Annotated in this window: 11 protein-coding genes; 7 read left to right on the forward strand and 4 right to left on the reverse strand. The window is 72.2% G+C overall.

Annotated features, from left to right (window positions below):
- The first annotated feature begins 89 nt into the window (after positions 1 to 89).
- Positions 90 to 1,115 carry a LacI family DNA-binding transcriptional regulator gene (locus DEJ46_RS03075; protein WP_150264038.1) on the forward strand — a complete coding sequence of 342 codons (1,026 nt, stop codon included), beginning with the start codon at positions 90 to 92 and terminating at the stop codon, positions 1,113 to 1,115.
- Between the two features lie 81 nt (positions 1,116 to 1,196).
- On the opposite strand, the gene DEJ46_RS03080 is transcribed toward DEJ46_RS03075, so the two are convergent.
- Positions 1,197 to 4,010, reverse strand: coding sequence for a glycosyl hydrolase (locus DEJ46_RS03080; RefSeq protein WP_150264039.1), 2,814 nt, complete (start codon positions 4,008 to 4,010; stop codon positions 1,197 to 1,199).
- Positions 4,011 to 4,324: 314 nt separating this feature from the next.
- On the opposite strand from DEJ46_RS03080, the gene DEJ46_RS03085 reads away from it, so the two are divergent.
- The 4 genes from DEJ46_RS03085 (at position 4,325) to DEJ46_RS03100 (ending at position 9,211) form a co-directional block, all read left to right on the forward strand.
- Entirely contained in the window at positions 4,325 to 5,635 is a 1,311-nt protein-coding gene (locus DEJ46_RS03085) for an extracellular solute-binding protein (RefSeq protein WP_150264040.1), read from the forward strand.
- Between the two features lie 199 nt (positions 5,636 to 5,834).
- Positions 5,835 to 6,794, forward strand: coding sequence for a carbohydrate ABC transporter permease (locus DEJ46_RS03090; RefSeq protein WP_150264041.1), 960 nt, complete (start codon positions 5,835 to 5,837; stop codon positions 6,792 to 6,794).
- Positions 6,791 to 7,711 (forward strand): carbohydrate ABC transporter permease, encoded by a 921-nt coding sequence (locus DEJ46_RS03095; protein ID WP_223834478.1) that lies wholly within the window; start codon positions 6,791 to 6,793, stop codon positions 7,709 to 7,711. Before DEJ46_RS03090 ends, DEJ46_RS03095 begins: the two co-directional genes overlap by 4 nt.
- Before the next feature lie 60 nt (positions 7,712 to 7,771).
- Positions 7,772 to 9,211 (forward strand): GH1 family beta-glucosidase, encoded by a 1,440-nt coding sequence (locus tag DEJ46_RS03100; protein WP_150264042.1) that lies wholly within the window; start codon positions 7,772 to 7,774, stop codon positions 9,209 to 9,211.
- A gap of 81 nt (positions 9,212 to 9,292) precedes the next feature.
- Here the strand turns inward: DEJ46_RS03100 and DEJ46_RS03105 are convergent, their stop codons facing one another.
- Positions 9,293 to 10,648: a carbohydrate-binding protein gene (locus DEJ46_RS03105; RefSeq protein WP_150264043.1), complete on the reverse strand. Its 1,356-nt coding sequence runs from the start codon at positions 10,646 to 10,648 to the stop codon at positions 9,293 to 9,295.
- A 70-nt stretch (positions 10,649 to 10,718) separates the two neighbouring features.
- The gene (locus tag DEJ46_RS03110; protein ID WP_150264044.1) at positions 10,719 to 11,669 is read right to left on the reverse strand and encodes a LysR family transcriptional regulator; all 951 of its coding nucleotides are present in this window, start codon (positions 11,667 to 11,669) and stop codon (positions 10,719 to 10,721) included.
- Positions 11,670 to 11,919: 250 nt separating this feature from the next.
- Here DEJ46_RS03110 and DEJ46_RS03115 point away from each other — a divergent pair, with 250 nt between their 5' ends.
- Together DEJ46_RS03115 and DEJ46_RS03120 are read left to right on the forward strand one after the other, a co-directional pair.
- Positions 11,920 to 13,494 (forward strand): carbohydrate-binding protein, encoded by a 1,575-nt coding sequence (locus tag DEJ46_RS03115; RefSeq protein WP_150264045.1) that lies wholly within the window; start codon positions 11,920 to 11,922, stop codon positions 13,492 to 13,494.
- Between the two features lie 121 nt (positions 13,495 to 13,615).
- Complete coding sequence (locus DEJ46_RS03120) at positions 13,616 to 14,581, forward strand: LLM class F420-dependent oxidoreductase (protein WP_150264046.1); 966 nt, start codon at positions 13,616 to 13,618, stop codon at positions 14,579 to 14,581.
- Between the two features lie 129 nt (positions 14,582 to 14,710).
- Here DEJ46_RS03120 and DEJ46_RS03125 read toward each other — a convergent pair whose 3' ends face one another.
- Positions 14,711 to 16,144 carry a polysaccharide lyase 6 family protein gene (locus DEJ46_RS03125; protein WP_150264047.1) on the reverse strand — a complete coding sequence of 478 codons (1,434 nt, stop codon included), beginning with the start codon at positions 16,142 to 16,144 and terminating at the stop codon, positions 14,711 to 14,713.
- Positions 16,145 to 16,353: the final 209 nt, after the last annotated feature.

The following is a 16,353-nucleotide window of genomic DNA, read 5'->3' on the forward strand; positions in this document are numbered from 1 at the left end:
CTGGGAGCGCTCTCAAGCGGGAGGGGCTGCGGATATCCTGGTCGGTGCCGGACCGCAGCTCAGCAGACGCCAGACGAGGAGCGACCGCCTTGCCCGATCAGACCACGGGGTCCCGCCCCACGCTGGAAGCCGTCGCCGCGCGCGCGGGGGTGTCCCGCGCCACGGCCTCCCGCGTCGTCAACGGGGGTGCGGGCGTGCGCGCTCCACTGGTCGAGAAGGTGAACAGGGCGGTCGAGGAGCTCGGCTACGTCCCGAACCACGCGGCGCGCACCCTGGTCACCCGGCGCAACGGCGCGGTGGCCGTGATCATCGAGGAGCCGGAGTTCCGGATCTTCTCCGATCCGTTCTTCGAGCAGCAGGTGCGCGGCATCAGCCGGGAGTTGACGGCGCACGACTCCCAGCTGGTGCTGCTGTGGGTGGAGGGTCCGGGCGACCACGAGCGGATCGCGCGCTATCTGGGCGGCGGGCACGTCGACGGGGCGCTCGCCTTCTCCCTGCACAGTGACGACGCGCTGCCCGCCCTCATCGACCGGGCCCGGATCCCCGTGGTGTTCGGCGGGCGCCCCGCTCCGGGCACCGACCCGGCCGTGCCCTTCGTCGACTGCGACAACCGCGGCGGCGCGCGGGAGGCCGTGGGTCATCTGGTGGGTCTGGGACGCCGGACGGTCGCCCACATCGCCGGGCCCCGCGACCAGACGTCCGCCGTCGACCGGCTGCGCGGCTACCACGACGTCCTGCCGGACGCCGATCCGGAGCTGCTGTGCCAGGGCTCGTTCACCGAGGAGAGCGGTGCCCGCGCCATGGCCGAGCTCCTCGACCGGCGGCCGGACGTCGACGGCGTCTTCGTCGCGAACGACCTGATGGCGACGGGCGCGCTGCGCACCCTGCGGGAGCGCGGGGTGCGGGTGCCCGAGGACGTGGCGGTCGTGGGCTTCGACGACATGGCCTCGGTGATCGACCGGACCTCGCCGGCGCTGACCACGATCCGCCAGGACATCGAGGGCATGGGCCGGCTGATGGTCAAGCTGCTGATGCGGCTGCTCGACGGGACCGACGGCGCGGCTCCCGGCTCCGTGATCACCCCGACGTCGCTCGTACGCCGCGACTCGGCCTGACACGAAGGAGGGGCGGCGGGACCGGAGAGTGCTCCGGGCCCGCCGCCCCCGTTGTCCTCGGGTTCCGCGTGGGGTGTCGGGTCAGTCGTACGGGATGACGACCACGGACCGGTCCGTGCCGGTCTGGACGCGTGAGTCGGCGTTGCCGATCGCGCTCCACACCTCCAGGCGTACCGTCCCGCCGTTCAGGTTGCCGAGGGTTCCGGTGGCGGACTTGAGACCGCGGGACTGGGCGTACTCCTCCCAGCCGGTGACCGGGTCGGTCGCGAAGTAGTGGTACGTCTCCGTCCGTTCGAAGGTGCCGTCACCGGTGAGGTCGTAGCTGATCCGGGCCTGCTGGCCGAGGCCGACGGCCGTGCCCGCGTCGACCTGGAGGCGGAAGGCGGTGGAACCGCCCGCCCTGAGCGTGCCGTTGACGCCCCTGGCCTCGTAGACGAGCGGACGGCTCGGGGTCCCGTCGTGGTTCGCGCCCTGCGCCGAGAGGACGGTGTCGCTGCCCGCCGTGGCACCGGTCGCCGTGGTGAGCGTGCCGCCGGTGCGGAGCTGGAAGGTGTTGCCGGTGGACGGCTCCGGGTCGGGATCGGGGTCCGGGCCGCCCGTGCCGTTGCCCGTGGCGGTGGAACGGGCGGGAACCGTCAGGGACTTGCCGTCGGAGAAGGTGACCGTACGGGCGGTCGAGCCGTGGTTGTGGGCCACGTACGTCCGTGCGGTTCCCTTCGTGAAGACGGCCGAGGTGGGGATCGACCCGGTGACGGAGGCGTCGGGGGCGCCGAGCGCGTCGAGCGTGGTGAGCCAGTGGTAGGTGTGAGCCTTGGACTCCCCCGCCTCCGGGGTGTATCCGGCGTGTCCCGCGTCCCACTTGGCCTTCGCGGCGGCCGGGTCGGCGAAGGACTGGAACTCCCAGAGGATGTCGCGCCATTCGACGGCGGGTCCGCCGTTCTCGCGCTCCAGTTCGGCGATGTTGCGCCGGACGGCGTCCTTGTGGCCGCCGAGGTGGAGTGAACCGCCGGTCACGGGAAGGACGTTGATGCCGTGGATCTCCTCGGGGTTGGCGGTCCACCAGGTGGAGTAGGCGGCGCCGCTGCCCCACACCATGCCGGCCGTGTCGTGCTGGAAGCCGGCGGGGAAGACCTGCTGGTCGGCGTCGAACCAGTACTGGGCGATGGCCTCGCCCTCCGTGGTGAGGAGGTAGGTGCCGAGGTCGCGCAGCGCGGTGTCACCGGTGGCCGAGCCCCACAGGACGAGCGCGGCGCTGAGGTTGGTCGACTCCGAGGAGGACTCCTGGTTGTTGCCCGCGGCGAAGCCCTGGTGGCCGCTGGCCCAGCTGTGTCCGGCATAGACGTCGAAACCGCGCAGGAAGGGGAAGGCGCCGTCGGTGCGGCTGGGGTTGGCGGTGTCGCGGACCAGGGTCTTCACCATGGAGCCCCAGGCGGAGTCGGCGGCCCAGGCCTGGTCGTACTGGGCGACGATCGCGGCCGCGTAGACGTAGTAGCCGTAGTGGAAGTGGTGGTCGTTGAGTTCGGTGTCGCTGCCGTAGGAGGCCGGGTAGCCGGTGAGGGTCTTCCAGGCGTTGTCGTACGAGAACTCGGTGGCGCCGCCTGCCGTGAACCACTCCTGGAGGCGGCCCTTGATCAGGCCGAGGAGCTTGTCCCGGATCGCGCCCTCGCCGATCTGGTCGGCGAGCGGCACCAGTTGGGCGAGCTTGCCGAGGGCCTTGCCCGTCCAGTAGGTGTCGGTGGCGCCGGAGAACGGGTCGGAGGAGTTCGCGACCTCGTTCAGGTAACCGCGCAGCCGGGCCGTGTCCACGCCGGCACCGCCCGGGAGGCCCGGCAGGGTGGCGGCCGCCTTCTGGGTGGTGGTGAAGGAGGCCGACTCCCGGACCTTCATCGTGCCGCGGGGCGAGGCGTACGTGTACGGGGTGAGCGGGTCGGTGGTGTGCAGCCACTGGTGCCGGTAGAGCGCCTGGAGGGTGCCACGCTCGGTGCCCTCCTTCGCCTCGGTGGTGAGGCCGTAGGTGGCGCGGACCGTGCCCGCGCCGTAGCTCCAGTTCACCGTGGATCCGGTGACGAAGCTGTAGGCGTACTTCCGGTAGGTCGCGAGCGCGTCGGTGGAGGGCAGCACGGCGACGGAGAAGTAGTCCTTGCCGCCGAGTCCGGCGGTGAGGGTCGAGCCGGAGACGTTCCAGTCGGTGCCGCCGGGTGCGAAGAGGGCGTAGTGGTGGCCGGCGACGGTGATGCCGAGGACGTTGCCCTGGTCGGCGAAGACGGTGGGCGCGGTGGCGGTGGTGATCCGGGCGTCGCCGCCCGTGCCCTTGGCGTACACGAAGGGCATGCCGTGGCCGATGGTGGTCCGCAGGGTGCGGGCGCCGTCGGACCAGTAGGGGGTGACGGTCCAGTCGGACCAGGCGTCGACCTTGGTGTCGGGTGAGTTGAGCCCGGTGAGGCCGAGGGTCAGGTCGCGCTTGTGGGCGTACTCGTACTGGCGGCCGTCGCCGACGACGGCGGCGCTGGTCGGGTAGCCGATGTCGAGGCCGCCGGACGTGGCCTGGTAGGTGAGCGGGTGGCCGTACATGGGGGTGGAGTACGGGTTGTCCCCGTAGCGCTGGAAGGCGAGCGAGGACCACCAGTCGTTGGTGGGCACCGGCTTGCCCTGGGCGGCTGCGGTGACCTTGGGGGTGACCGGTGCGCCGGTGTTGGTCGTGGGGCCGGAGGTGCCGGCGGGGCGGGTGTCGGAGTAGCTTCCGGCACCCACGGGGACGGTGGCGGCGGCCGCCGGTGCGGCGGCGGGGCCGAGTCCCAGGGCGGCGAGAGCGGAGACCAGGGCCACCACGGCGACCGGTCGGGTGCGGGGGCCTGGCCGGGTGCGCAGGGCGGAGCGAGTGCGGGGGGCTGGCATGAACGGCACCTCATGTCGTCACGACGGATCGAGCACGGACGGGGATGGGGGTGGTTCGACATGCGTACGGAGTCGAAGGCTCCTCCCGAGAGCGCTCTCAAGCGCTTCGGATGGCCGAAAACGTAAAACTCTCGAAACGTAGGTGTCAAGAGAGGGGACACAGAGGGGAGTTAGGGGTGCCCCACACCCCGAGTCCAAGCCGTTACGCCTTCAAGTCTTGACGGGACACCCGGAGCGCGGGCACGCTCCAACCGCATTCTTGAGAGCGCTCTCAATCAGTTCTCTCGCTCGCCCCGGAGCCCAGGGAGGCCCCCATGCCCATCGACCGAGCCGTCAGATCCACCACCCTCGCCGTCCGGCTCGGGGCGGTCGTCCTCACCGGGGCGCTGCTCGCCGCCTGCGGAAGTTCCTCGGACGGGGCGAGCGCGGACGGCGCGGGAGGGGCGGTCACGATCACGGTGGACCTCTTCGGCTCCTTCGGCTACAAGGAGGCCGGGCTCTACGCCGAGTACGAGAAGGCCCACCCGGGCGTCAAGATCAAGCAGACGGACACCGAGGACGAGGCCGACTACTGGAAGTCCCTCCAGACCCGGCTCGCCGGCGGCGGCGGTCTCGCGGACGTCCAGGGCATCGAGGTGGGCCGGATCGCCTCCGTCACGCAGCAGCAGGCCGACAAGTTCGAGGACCTGAAGAAGTACGGGGCGGACGGCCTCAAGGCGCAGTTCGCCGAGGCGAAGTGGGCGGCGGCCACCGGGAAGTACGGCGAGGTGCTCGGGCTCGGCACGGACGTCGGCCCCGAGGCGATGTGCTACCGCAAGGACCTCTTCGCCAAGGCCGGGCTGCCGACCGACCGCGAGGCGCTCGCCAAGGAGTGGGCCGACTGGGACGGCTACCTGTCGCTCGGGAAGCGGTACAAGGCGAAGGCCCCCGCCAAGAGTGCCTGGCTCGACAGCGTCGGCAGCCTCTACTCGATCATGATCGGGCAGCAGAAGGAGCGGTACTACGACGCCTCGGGCAAGCTCATCTGGGAGGAGAACCCCGCCCTGCGCGCTGCCTGGGACCACTCCGTGAAGGCGGCCGCGGACGGGCTCAGCGCCAAGCTCGACCAGTGGTCTCCGCAGTGGAACCAGGCCTTCGCCGCCGGCTCCTTCGCCACGATGCCCTGCCCCGCCTGGATGCTCGGCTACATCAAGGGCCAGGCCGGCGAGACCGGCAAGGGCAAATGGGACGTCGCGGCGCTCCCCGGCGGCGCCGGCAACTGGGGCGGATCCTACCTCGCCGTGCCGAAGGCCGCGCAGCACAAGAAGGAGGCGTACGAGCTGATCAAGTGGCTCACCGCGCCCGAGCAGCAGGCCAGGCTCTTCGAGAAGCAGGGGAACTTCCCCTCCTCGACCGGAGCGATCGAGCAGGTCGCCGCCGCCACGGACCCGTACTTCTCGAACGCGCCGATCGGCAGGATCTTCGGTGACGCGGCGAAGGCGGCCCCGGTGCAGGTGCTCGGCGTGCACGACCAGAACATCGCCCAGCAGATCACCAACGCGCTGAGCGAGGTCGAGCGCAAGGGCACCGCGCCCGAGAAGGCGTGGGAGAACGCGCGGAAGGGTGTCGCGAACACCCTCGGCTGATCCCGGTGCCGGACGGGCGACCCGCTCCCCCGTGTCCGCCCGTCCGGCGCCGCACCCCCCGTGCCTCGCCGCGCCAGTCGCTCGCCGCCATCGGGCCTCACCGCCCGGCGCCACCCCGTGTCTCGCCGCACCGCCTGCTCGCCGACCCGCCCAGCCCCGCCGCACACCCGCCCCGCCTCCTCCCCCGAAGGGCCGCACCGTGACCCTCACCGCACCCGCGAAGCCACCGAAGGCCTTCTCCTCGCCCCGGCGGGAGTCGTCCGCCCGCAGGGCCTGGCGGAAGGCCTCGCCGTACGCCTACATCGCCCCCTTCTTCACCTTGTTCGCAGCCTTCGGCGTCTTCCCGCTGATCTACACGGCCTACGTCTCGCTCTACCGGGTCGAGCTCCAGACGCCCGGCGACATGGAATGGCGGGGCCTCGGCAACTACACCGCGCTGCTCGGTGACGAGTTCTTCTGGAACTCACTGCGCAACACCTTCACCATCGGCGTCCTCTCCACCGTGCCGCAGCTGGTCATGGCCCTCGGGCTCGCCCATCTGCTCAACTACCGGATGCGCGGCCGCACTTTCCTGCGGACGGCGGTCCTGCTGCCCTACGCGACCTCGGTCGCCGCCGCGACTCTCGTCTTCGCGCAGCTCTTCGGACGGGACTTCGGGCTGATCAACTACGCGCTCGGGGTGGTCGGCATCGGTCCCGTCGACTGGCAGAACGACACGGTCGCCTCGCAGATCGCCGTCTCGACCGTCGTCGTCTGGCGCTGGACCGGCTACAACGCACTGATCTACCTGGCCGGCATGCAGTCGATCCCCGACGAGCTGTACGAGGCGGCCGCGATGGACGGGGCCTCCCGCTGGCGGCAGTTCTTCCATGTGACGCTGCCCGGACTCCGCCCCACGATCGTCTTCACCGTCATCGTCTCCACCATCGGCGCGACCCAGCTCTTCGGGGAGCCCCTGCTGCTGGAGGGGTCGATCTCGGGCGGCATCTCGCACCAGTACCAGACGCTCGGCCTCTATCTGTACGAGCAGGGCTGGGGCTTCTTCCACCTCGGCCGGGCCGCCGCCATCGCCTGGGTCATGTTCCTGCTCATCGTGGTGGTCGTCGGGGTCAACGCCCTGATCGTGCGCCGCCGTTCGCGCAAGGAGGCCGGCCGATGACCGCGCCGATCACCACCGAGGTCCCGCGCCCTCCCGCGCGGCCCGCCACCCCCGCCCCCGTGCCCACGGCCCGGCGCGGCCGCACCTCCCGGGCGGGCCGCACCCTGCACGCGGGTCCCGTCGCCTACGCGATCCTGATCCTCGCGGTCCTGGCCTCGGCGTTCCCCTTCTACTGGACCCTCGTCGCCGCGAGCCGCTCCAACGCCGATCTGGCGCAGGTCCCGCCGTCGCTGCTGCCCGGCCCGAACCTGATCCGCAACTTCGAGGCCGTGCTCGAAGAGGCGGACATCGGCAAGGCCCTGCTCAACTCGCTGATCGTCTCCGGTTCGATCACCCTCGGCACCGTGCTGTGCTGCACGCTCGCCGGTTTCGCCTTCGCCAAGCTCCGCTTCCGCGGCCGGGGCGCCCTGCTCGCGGTCACCGTGGGCACCATGATGATCCCGCCCCAGCTCGGGGTGATCCCGCTGTTCATGATGGTCGCCGAGCTCGGGTGGGTGAACCAGCTCCAGTCGGTGATCCTGCCGGGTCTCGTCTCCGCCTTCGGTGTCTTCTTCATGCGGCAGTACCTCGTCCAGACGCTGCCGGACGAGCTGATCGAGGCGGCCCGGGTCGACGGCGCGTCCACCGCCCGGATCTTCTGGTCGATCGTGGTACCGATCGCCCGGCCCGGCATGGCGGTGCTCGGACTGCTGACCTTCATGGCCGCCTGGAACGACTTCTTCTGGCCGATCGTCGCCCTGACCTCCTCCGAGCCGACCGTCCAGGTCGCCCTGCGCCAGCTCGGCGGCGGCTACGTCCACGACCAGTCCGTGATCATGGCGGGCACGCTGCTCGGCACCCTGCCGGTGCTGCTGGTCTTCGGCCTGCTCGGCCGGCAGATCGTCGGCGGCATCATGCAGGGCGCGGTCAAGGGCTGACGCCACCCCCGCGCCCCTCACTTCGCCAACAGACCTCTCACCAACGGGAGTTCCCACCTCATGACCGCGCTCGACGCTCGCCCCGACAGCCCGACCGCTCTCCGGTTCCCGCAGGGGTTCCGCTGGGGCACCGCCACGGCGGCGTACCAGATCGAGGGTGCCGCAGCCGAGGACGGCCGTACCCCGTCCGTCTGGGACACCTTCAGCCGCACGCCGGGCAAGGTGCGCAACGGCGACACCGGCGACATCGCCGCCGACCACTACCACCGGCTCGACGAGGACATCGCCCTGATGCGGCGGCTCGGGGTCAGCGACTACCGCTTCTCGATCGCCTGGCCTCGGGTCGTTCCCACCGGCAGCGGACCGGTCAACGCCAAGGGGCTCGACTTCTACCGGCGGCTCGTCGACGGGCTGCTCGAGGCCGGCATCCGGCCCGTGGCGACGCTCTACCACTGGGACCTGCCCCAGGAGCTGGAGTCCGAGACCGGCGGCTCGCCCGCGGGAGGCGGCTGGGCGCGGCGGGAGACCGCGTACCGCTTCGCCGAGTACGCAGGCGTCATGGCGGACGCGCTCGGCGACCGGGTGGCGACCTGGACCACGCTCAACGAGCCCTGGTGCGCGGCCTTCCTCGGCTACGGCAACGGCGTGCACGCCCCGGGGCGCACCGACGCCCTCGCCTCGCTGCGCGCCGCCCACCACCTCAACCTGGCCCACGGTCTCGCGGCCCGCGTGCTGCGCGGGGCGCTGCCTGCCTCCGCGGAGGTGTCCCTGACGCTCAACCTGCATGCGGTCAGGGCCCTTTCGGAGTCGCCCGAGGACCGGGACGCGGCCCGCCGGATCGACGCCGTCGGCAACCGGATCTTCCTCGACCCGGTCTTCCACGGCCGGCTGCCCGAGGACCTGGTCCGCGACACGGCCGGGATCACGGACTGGTCCTTCGTCCAGGACGGCGACCTGGCGACGGCGGCCGCGCCGATCGACTCGCTGGGCATCAACTACTACTCCCCCTCGGTCGTCGCGGCCGGCAGCTCCGGGTCCCCCTCACCGTGGGCGGGCGCCGAGCGGCACGTACGGTTCGAGCCGGCGCCCGGGCCGCGCACCGCGATGGACTGGCCGGTCGACGCGAACGGGCTGTACGAGCTCCTCGTCCGGCTGCGGGACGAACTGCCGGGCGTGCCGCTGGTGGTGACGGAGAACGGGGCGGCGTACGACGACTACGCGGACCCGTCGGGGAACGTGAAGGACCCGGAGCGGGTGGCCTATCTGCACGCGCACCTGTCGGCGGTGCACCGGGCCCTCGCGGACGGGGCGGACGTGCGGGGCTACTTCCTGTGGTCGCTGCTCGACAACTTCGAGTGGGCGTACGGCTACAGCAAGCGGTTCGGCATCGTGCACGTGGACTTCGCCACGCAGCGCAGGACGCTCAAGGACAGCGCCCGCTGGTACGCGGACGTGATCGCCCGGGGCGGGCTCGAAGACGTCGAAGGCCTCGAAGGCTGAGGACGGGCCCGGGAGCCCCGAGGGGGGTGCCGTGGCACCCCCCTCGGGTCCGCGGCACCCCCGGTCACCGCCGGTAGGAGGTCACTGGCGCTGCCACAGGGCCGGGACGTTCGGCGGTTCCCAGCCGGTCTGGGCCTGGTGGCCCTGGAGGCAGCGGTAGGTCGCACCGCCGTAGGTGACGGTGGCGCCCGCCGCGTAGACCTTGCCCGCGGCCCAGGTGCCGCCCGGCTGCGGTTCGCCGGGCCCGGGGCCGGGGTCGGTCCCGGTGGTCTTCAGGGTCAGGCCGTAGTTCTGCAGCAGCGGGTTCAGCGGCTGGAAGAAGGTCGTGCCGCCGCTGGAGCAGTTGCCCGAGCCGCCCGAGGTCACGCCCTGTGCCTGGCTGCCGGAGATGTACGAGCCTCCGGAGTCGCCGGGCTCGGCGCAGACCGTCGTGCGGGTGACGCCGGAGATGGTGCCCTCCGGGTAGGTGACGCTGGTGTTGTGCTGCTGGATGGTGCCGCAGTGCCAGCCGGTGGTCGAGCCGGAGCGGCAGACGGAGGCGCCGACAGGCTGCAGGACCGATCCGGTCACCTGGACGTTCGCGCCGCCGGAACCCTTCACGTAGGGGGTGGCGGTCCAGTTGGTGTTGGCGGACACCCAGGCCATGTCGTTGCCGGGGAAGGTCGACCCCTGGAAGCTGCCCTGGGCCACCTGGTTGAAGCCGCTCGTCGTGTTGCCGACGCGGCCGCAGTGGCCGGCCGTGGCGAAGCCCTGGGTGGTCCCGCGGGTCACCGCGAAGCCGACGGAGCAGCGTCCGCCGCCGCCCATGTAGTACGCGTCGCCGCCCCGGATGTCGTACAGCGGGCGAGGCGCCCGGTCGGTCCGTACGACGCGCACCAGGTCGCGCGGGACGCCGGCGGCATCGACGAGCCGCGCACCGGCGCCGGCCCGCGTCTCCTCGACGACCAGGACGTTGGCGCGGACGTCGACGTAGCGGACGGGAGCCTCGGCGGTGGCGCCCCGGTCCAGGGCCCGCTTGGCCCGCTCCAGGGCGGTCAGGCTGTGCGGGACGAGCCGGGCGTGCGCACCGGTGGCGCGTATCGCGGCCGCGTCGGCGGCGCGGGTGGTGGCCACGGTCAGGGTGCCGGACTCGGCCCCGTCCACCCAGGCGCCGGCGAAGGCGCCGCCGAGGCCCTGGCGGAGCCGGGCGGCGGTGGCGCCGGCCTCGGCCTCGTTGGCGAGCCGGGTGAGGGCCTGGGGGCGGGTGAGTCCCAGGTCGCGCTGCATGGCGGAGAGGAGCTCGGGCTGGGCGGCGTCGGCGGCCAGGGTCCGAGCGGCGGTTTTCACCGCCGGGTTCCCGTCCGGGGCCGCGGTGGCGGTTCCGGCCTGGAGGCCGGCCAGCGCCATCCCGGCGGCGACCAGTGCGGTACACGCCGCGCGGGCGTATCGTCGGAGCATGGGGTGTCTCCTCGGTTCGGTGGGGGATCTGCCGGAACCGTAGGGATCCCGAAGAGGGCGGCGGGAGCTGTCAGTCGGCCCCTGCCACGGCGTTATGCCCCGGAGCGGTGAGCAGGCCCGCGCTGTGGGCGAGGGCCGCCGCGTGGGCGGCGCGGGTGTGGTGGAGGACGGTCGCGGCGCGTGCGGCGGCGCGCCCCTCGGGGTGCCAGCCGAGGAGGTGGCGCCAGACCAGCGGGGCGCCGGTCAGGGGGCGGGTCACGAGGCCCGGTGTCGGCGGGAAGGTGGCCCGGCAGAGGCCGACGGCCCGCCCCACCTGGACGAGGTGCACACAGGAAGCGGTGTCCGTCTCGTACACGCAGGCCGGGGTGAAGCCCGCCCGGACGCACGCCGCGGCGAAGCAGTCGCCGAAGCAGCCGTCGCCCGGGACGTCCGTCCAGGCCTCCACCGCCAGTTCGGCCAGGTCGAGTTCGGTACGGGACGCGAGCGGGTGGTCGGCGGCCAGCATCACGTACACGGGGTCGCGGGCCACCTCCGTCCAGGCGAGCCGTCCCGCCTCGGGCGGTGCGCTCTCGCCGCAGACGCCGACCAGGGCGAAGTCCAGCCGGCCGGCGGCGACCCCGCGGGCGATCTCCCGCTCCGACCAGGAGGTGTGCGTGGTGACCGGCGTGCCGGGCTCGGTGCGGGCGAGCCGGTCGACGAGGCCGCCGAGGAGCGGGCCGTGGGTGCCGCCGAGCCGGTAGCCGCCCGCGCCCTCCCGGGCGAACCGCACGGCCTCCTCCTGCAGTTCGCACACGGCGGGCAGGACGACCCGGGCGCGGTCGAGGACCAGGTCCCCGAGGGCCGTGGTCCGCACCCCCTCGCGGCTGCGCTCGAACAGCGCGCCGCCCAGGGCCCGTTCGATCCGCTTGAGCTGGGCACTGAGCGCGGGCTGCGCGAGTCCGAGCGCGGTGGCGGCGCGCGTGAGACTGCCCGCGTCCGCGATGGCCCGGATCGCCTTGAGGTGCCTCAACTCCAAGTCCATACCGAGAGCTTGACGCCCTGCTCCCGATAGGTCCAGACCATCGACGACTCCGGAGGTGCGGGGGCGCGGAGCGCGAGTGTGTACCGCCGCGGGCCGTCCCGTCTGGATCCTAACCAGCGTTCAGATAACTGAACTGCAATCACATACGTAGCTATTGACGTGCCATCAGCGGGCCTCTAGCGTCCCACGGCAAGCGCTTTCTACCCGTGTTCCCACTCCTCACACCAACCCCTCACACAGGAGAGCAACGATGCGAACGGGACCCGTCATCGCGTGCGTCGGACTGCTGGCCGGCACACTCGTCGCCCTGTCCGGTACGACCGCGCAGGCCGCGACCACCACCTACGAGGCCGAGGCCTCGCCCGCGGTCTGCACCGGCACCGTCGACTCCGACTGGGCCGGCTTCACCGGCACCGGATTCTGCAACGGAACCAACGCGGCCGGCGCCTACGCGCAGTTCACCGTGAACGCCCCGGCCGCGGGCACCGCCACGCTCACGGTCCGCTTCGCCAACGGCACCACCACCGCACGGCCCGCGGCCCTCACCGTGAACGGGTCGGCGGTCTCGTCGTCCTCGTACGAGCCGACGGGCGCGTGGACGACCTGGGTGACGAAGACGTTCACGGTGCCGGTCGACGCGGGCGCCAACACCGTGCGGCTCAGCCCGACCGGCGCCGCCGGCCTGCCCAACATCGACCGGCTCGACATCGAGACGGCAGGCACCACCACCCCGCCGTCGGGCAGCGCGCTCTACGTGGCGCCGAACGGCACGGACGGCGCCGCCGGCACCATATCGGCTCCCACCACGCTGAGTTCGGCCATCGCCCGCGTCACCTCCGGAGGAACGATCTACCTCCGCGGCGGCACCTACCACCACTCCCAGACGATCACCGTCCCCGCCGGCAAGAACGGCACGGCCGCCGCCCGCACGAAGCTCTCCGCCTACCCGGGCGAGAAGCCGGTGCTGGACTTCTCGGCCATGACCGAGGACCCTGCCAACCGCGGCCTCGCCGTGAACGGTTCCTACTGGCACGTCAGCGGCATCGTCGTCGAACGGGCCGGTGACAACGGCATCTTCGTCGGTGGCAGCAACAACGTCATCGAGCGGACCGTGACACGCTTCAACCGCGACTCGGGACTCCAGCTCTCCCGGATCGCCTCCACGACGCCGCAGAGCCAGTGGCCCTCGAACAACCTCGTCCTGAGCGCGGAGTCGCACGACAACGCCGACTCCGACGGCGAGGACGCCGACGGCTTCGCGGCGAAGCTCACGGTCGGCCCCGGCAATGTCTTCCGCTACGCCGTCGCCCACCACAACATCGACGACGGCTGGGACCTCTACACCAAGACCGACACCGGCCCGATCGGAACGGTGACCGTCGAGGACTCCCTCGCCTACGAGAACGGCACCCTCTCCGACGGCACGCAGAACACCGCGGGCGACCGCAACGGCTACAAGCTGGGCGGCGAGGACATCGCGGTCGACCATGTCGTCCGGCGCAGCATCGCCTTCCGCAACGGCAAGCACGGCTTCACGTACAACAGCAACCCGGGCAGGATGGCGGTGTCGAACAACCTCAGCGTCGACAACGCCCAGCGCAACTACTCCTTCGACGGGGGCACTTCGGTCTTCCGCGGCAACACCTCGTGCCGGAGCGGCAGCGGCACGAACGACAAGACCGTCGGTGACGCCGACAGCTCCAACCAGTTCTGGACCGGGACGAACGGCTCGCGCTGCTCCGCCTACTCCGGCGCCCTGAGCTGGTCGTACGCCCCGGACGGCCGCCTCGCCGTGACCATCGGCGGCAGGGCGGTCACCCTGTAGCCGTCCGCCCCGCCGGGCTCCCCGCTCCCGTACGCCGTTCGCCGTTCCGTTCACAGAGCGGACACACGAATGTCGTACAGGGGCGGGAATCGGCTTGTCCCACAGGCCCGTTGGTCCTGACATGACTCTCGGCGCAGTCCTCAGCACGACCACCCGCCAGCTCCCGATCGACCACACGGTGCTCCTCGCGCGGGAGGCCCGCGACGCCGGACTGCACTCGGCGTGGTTCGGCCAGTCCTTCGCGTACGACTCCCCCTCGCTCGCCGCGATCGTCGGCCGTGAGGTGCCCGGGCTGCAGGTCGGGACCTCCGCGATCCCAATCTTCGGCCGCCACCCGCTGATCGTCTCCAGCCAGGCGCAGACCGCGCAGGCCGCCACCGGCGGGCGCTACCACCTCGGGATCGCCCTCGGCACCAGGCACCTGACCGAGGACGGGTTCGGCATCCCGTACGAGCGGCCCGTCCGGCTGCTCCGGGAGTTCCTCACCGCCCTGCGCCCGCTGGTCGAGACGGGCTCCGCGGACTTCCACGGCGAGCTGCTCACGGCCACGACACCGTGGCCGGCGGCCGTGCCCGGGGCCGAGCCGCCGGTGCCGCTCCTCGTCGCCGCGATGGGGCCGCAGACCTTGCGCGTCAGCGGTGAACTGGCCGACGGCGTCCTGCCGTTCCTGGCCGGGCCGCGCGCGCTCGCCGAGGACATCGTCCCCACCGTCACCGCCGCCGCCGAAGCGGCGGGCCGGCCGGCGCCCCGGATCGTGGCCATCGTCCCCGGCGTGGTCACCGCCGACCCCGAGGGCGTACGGGAGAAGGCGGCCGAGGCCCTCGCGCTCTACGAGCGGATCCCCTCCTACCAGCGCGTCATCGAGCGGTCCGGCGGCACACGGGCCGCCGACCTGGCGGTGATCGGCGAGGAGGAGACCGTCGCCGCCGCGGTACGGCACTACCGCGAGGCGGGGGCGACGGAGGTGGTGTTCACCGCGACGCACCTGGGCGGCGAGGCCGACCGGGTCCGTACGTGGAAGCTGCTCGGCGAGCTGTCGAGAGGGGAGGCAACGGGGAGGCGGCGCCAGGGGGTGTCCGGAAGGTAGGGCCAGGCGGCACTTTCCGGACACCCCCCAGGGGTGAAGCCCCCCGGCATCACCCCTTCGCGCCGCCCTCCCCGGCGCCGCCCCTTGCCCCGCGCCCCGCGTCCCACGGCCTGCGTCCCGCGCCCTCCGTCAGGAGGCGTTCGGGCCCACGTCCGCCGTCGTCAGGGGGCGGCGGACCGGGGCCAGGGTCGTGTACTCGTCCGCGCCGACGTCCCGCGCGGAGCCCCGCGCGTGCCCGTCGAGGTCCTCGGCCACGGTCAGGCCCGCCAGCGTCGCCGCCCCGATCGCCGGGCTGTCGGCCGCGAGGCGGAAGACGCCGTCGGAGCCCTGCTGGAGGCGCGGGTCGACGCGGACGTACCCACCTGCGGGAAGGTTGCCGTCGGCGGCGGCGCCCCACAGGATGTTGCCCTGCCAGGTGAACCGGGTCGTCGCGCCCATGGCGACGAGACTGCCGGCGTCCCCGACCAGGAGGTTGTCGGCGACGACCACGTCCTGGGGCGCGTGGTCCCGGGCCTCGCCCGAGAGCGTGTTCTTGTTGCCGCGCAGGGTGTTGTGGGCGATCACCACGCGGTCGCAGGCGTCGTTGCCGCGGCGCTCCTCGGTGGTCTCGCCCTCGTGGTGGTCGCGGGTCGAACCGCTGCCGATGACGAGGGCTCGGCCGGAGAGGCCGGAGAGGTAGTTGTTGACGACGAGGTGGTCGTTTCCGTAGACGCGCACGCCGTCGGTGCCGTCGACGACGTGGTTGCCGTCCACCGTGGAGCGGTTGCCGTGGCGCAGCACGATGCCGCCGCGGCTGTCGCGGATCGTGTTGTACCGGATCGTGTTGTCGGAGGACTTCACGGAGACGGCCTCCGGGTCGCCGTCGCAGCGCTCGAAGAGGTTGTGCTCCACGATCGCGTGCGCGCCGGACAGCGCACGTGAGCTGACGCCGAGGCGAATCGGTTCGCCGCCGTTGGCGCCGGTGTAGCTGTGGTCGGAGAAGTGGTTCCTGAGGAGGTGCAGACGCTGGGCCATGACGGTCGTGCCGGGGCCGTCGACCACGACGAAGATGCCCTCGGTGGTCTTGTCGTGGAAGTGGTTCCGGTCGATCTTGGCGTCGTCACCGCGCACGACGACCCAGTCGAGGCCTGCGATGTCGGCGAACCGGAAGTCGTTGCGGGTCAGCCGGACGCGCGGGCTGTTCGCGGGGATCTCCAGGCTGGTGCTCTGCCGTACGGCGAAGCCGCTGATGACGATGTTGCTGGAGTTGCTCAGGACGAAGGTGCGCTGTCCCTGGAGCACGGCGCCGCCGCGCGACTCGGAGACGATGGTGATGGGTGCGCTGCTCGTGCCGTTCCTTCCCGAGACGGTGATCGCGCCACCGGACGGGACGGAGTACGTGCCGGCCGCGACGACGATCCGGTCGCCGGCGACCGCGCGGTCGATCGCGCTCTGGAGGTCCTTCAGATTGGTGACGCGGGTCTCCGTGGCCGCCGAGGCGCCCGTCGCGAGCAGGATGTCGAGCGGCACGGCGGCGACCGCGGCTCCCAGGAGTCCGCCCTTCAGGAACGTGCGACGCTGCATGATGCCTCCTGTGATGGCCCCGTTGGCGTCCGGACGGGACGACAACTCCGCAAGCTTCCCGCCGGTCGCTGACGTTCCGCTTACGCGCCGCTAACGGCGGCCGATCGGGTGGACCTCGGCGGGCGGGGGCGGTCCGTGACCCGCTCCCCCTCCGGCGCCGGTTCACGATGGCCCCGGCGGAGCACCCCGGTCTCCGTGCCCGTCCGACC

Source organism: Streptomyces venezuelae, from assembly GCF_008642375.1.
GTDB lineage: Bacteria > Actinomycetota > Actinomycetes > Streptomycetales > Streptomycetaceae > Streptomyces > Streptomyces venezuelae_G.

Coding starts and splice junctions, on each gene's coding strand:
- DEJ46_RS03080 (WP_150264039.1), bottom strand. CDS start 4,010: ATGCCAGCCCCCCGCACTCGCTCCGCCCTGCGCACCCGGCCAGGCCCC.
- DEJ46_RS03085 (WP_150264040.1), top strand. CDS start 4,325: ATGCCCATCGACCGAGCCGTCAGATCCACCACCCTCGCCGTCCGGCTC.
- DEJ46_RS03095 (WP_223834478.1), top strand. CDS start 6,791: ATGACCGCGCCGATCACCACCGAGGTCCCGCGCCCTCCCGCGCGGCCC.
- DEJ46_RS03100 (WP_150264042.1), top strand. CDS start 7,772: ATGACCGCGCTCGACGCTCGCCCCGACAGCCCGACCGCTCTCCGGTTC.
- DEJ46_RS03105 (WP_150264043.1), bottom strand. CDS start 10,648: ATGCTCCGACGATACGCCCGCGCGGCGTGTACCGCACTGGTCGCCGCC.
- DEJ46_RS03110 (WP_150264044.1), bottom strand. CDS start 11,669: ATGGACTTGGAGTTGAGGCACCTCAAGGCGATCCGGGCCATCGCGGAC.
- DEJ46_RS03115 (WP_150264045.1), top strand. CDS start 11,920: ATGCGAACGGGACCCGTCATCGCGTGCGTCGGACTGCTGGCCGGCACA.
- DEJ46_RS03120 (WP_150264046.1), top strand. CDS start 13,616: ATGACTCTCGGCGCAGTCCTCAGCACGACCACCCGCCAGCTCCCGATC.
- DEJ46_RS03125 (WP_150264047.1), bottom strand. CDS start 16,144: ATGCAGCGTCGCACGTTCCTGAAGGGCGGACTCCTGGGAGCCGCGGTC.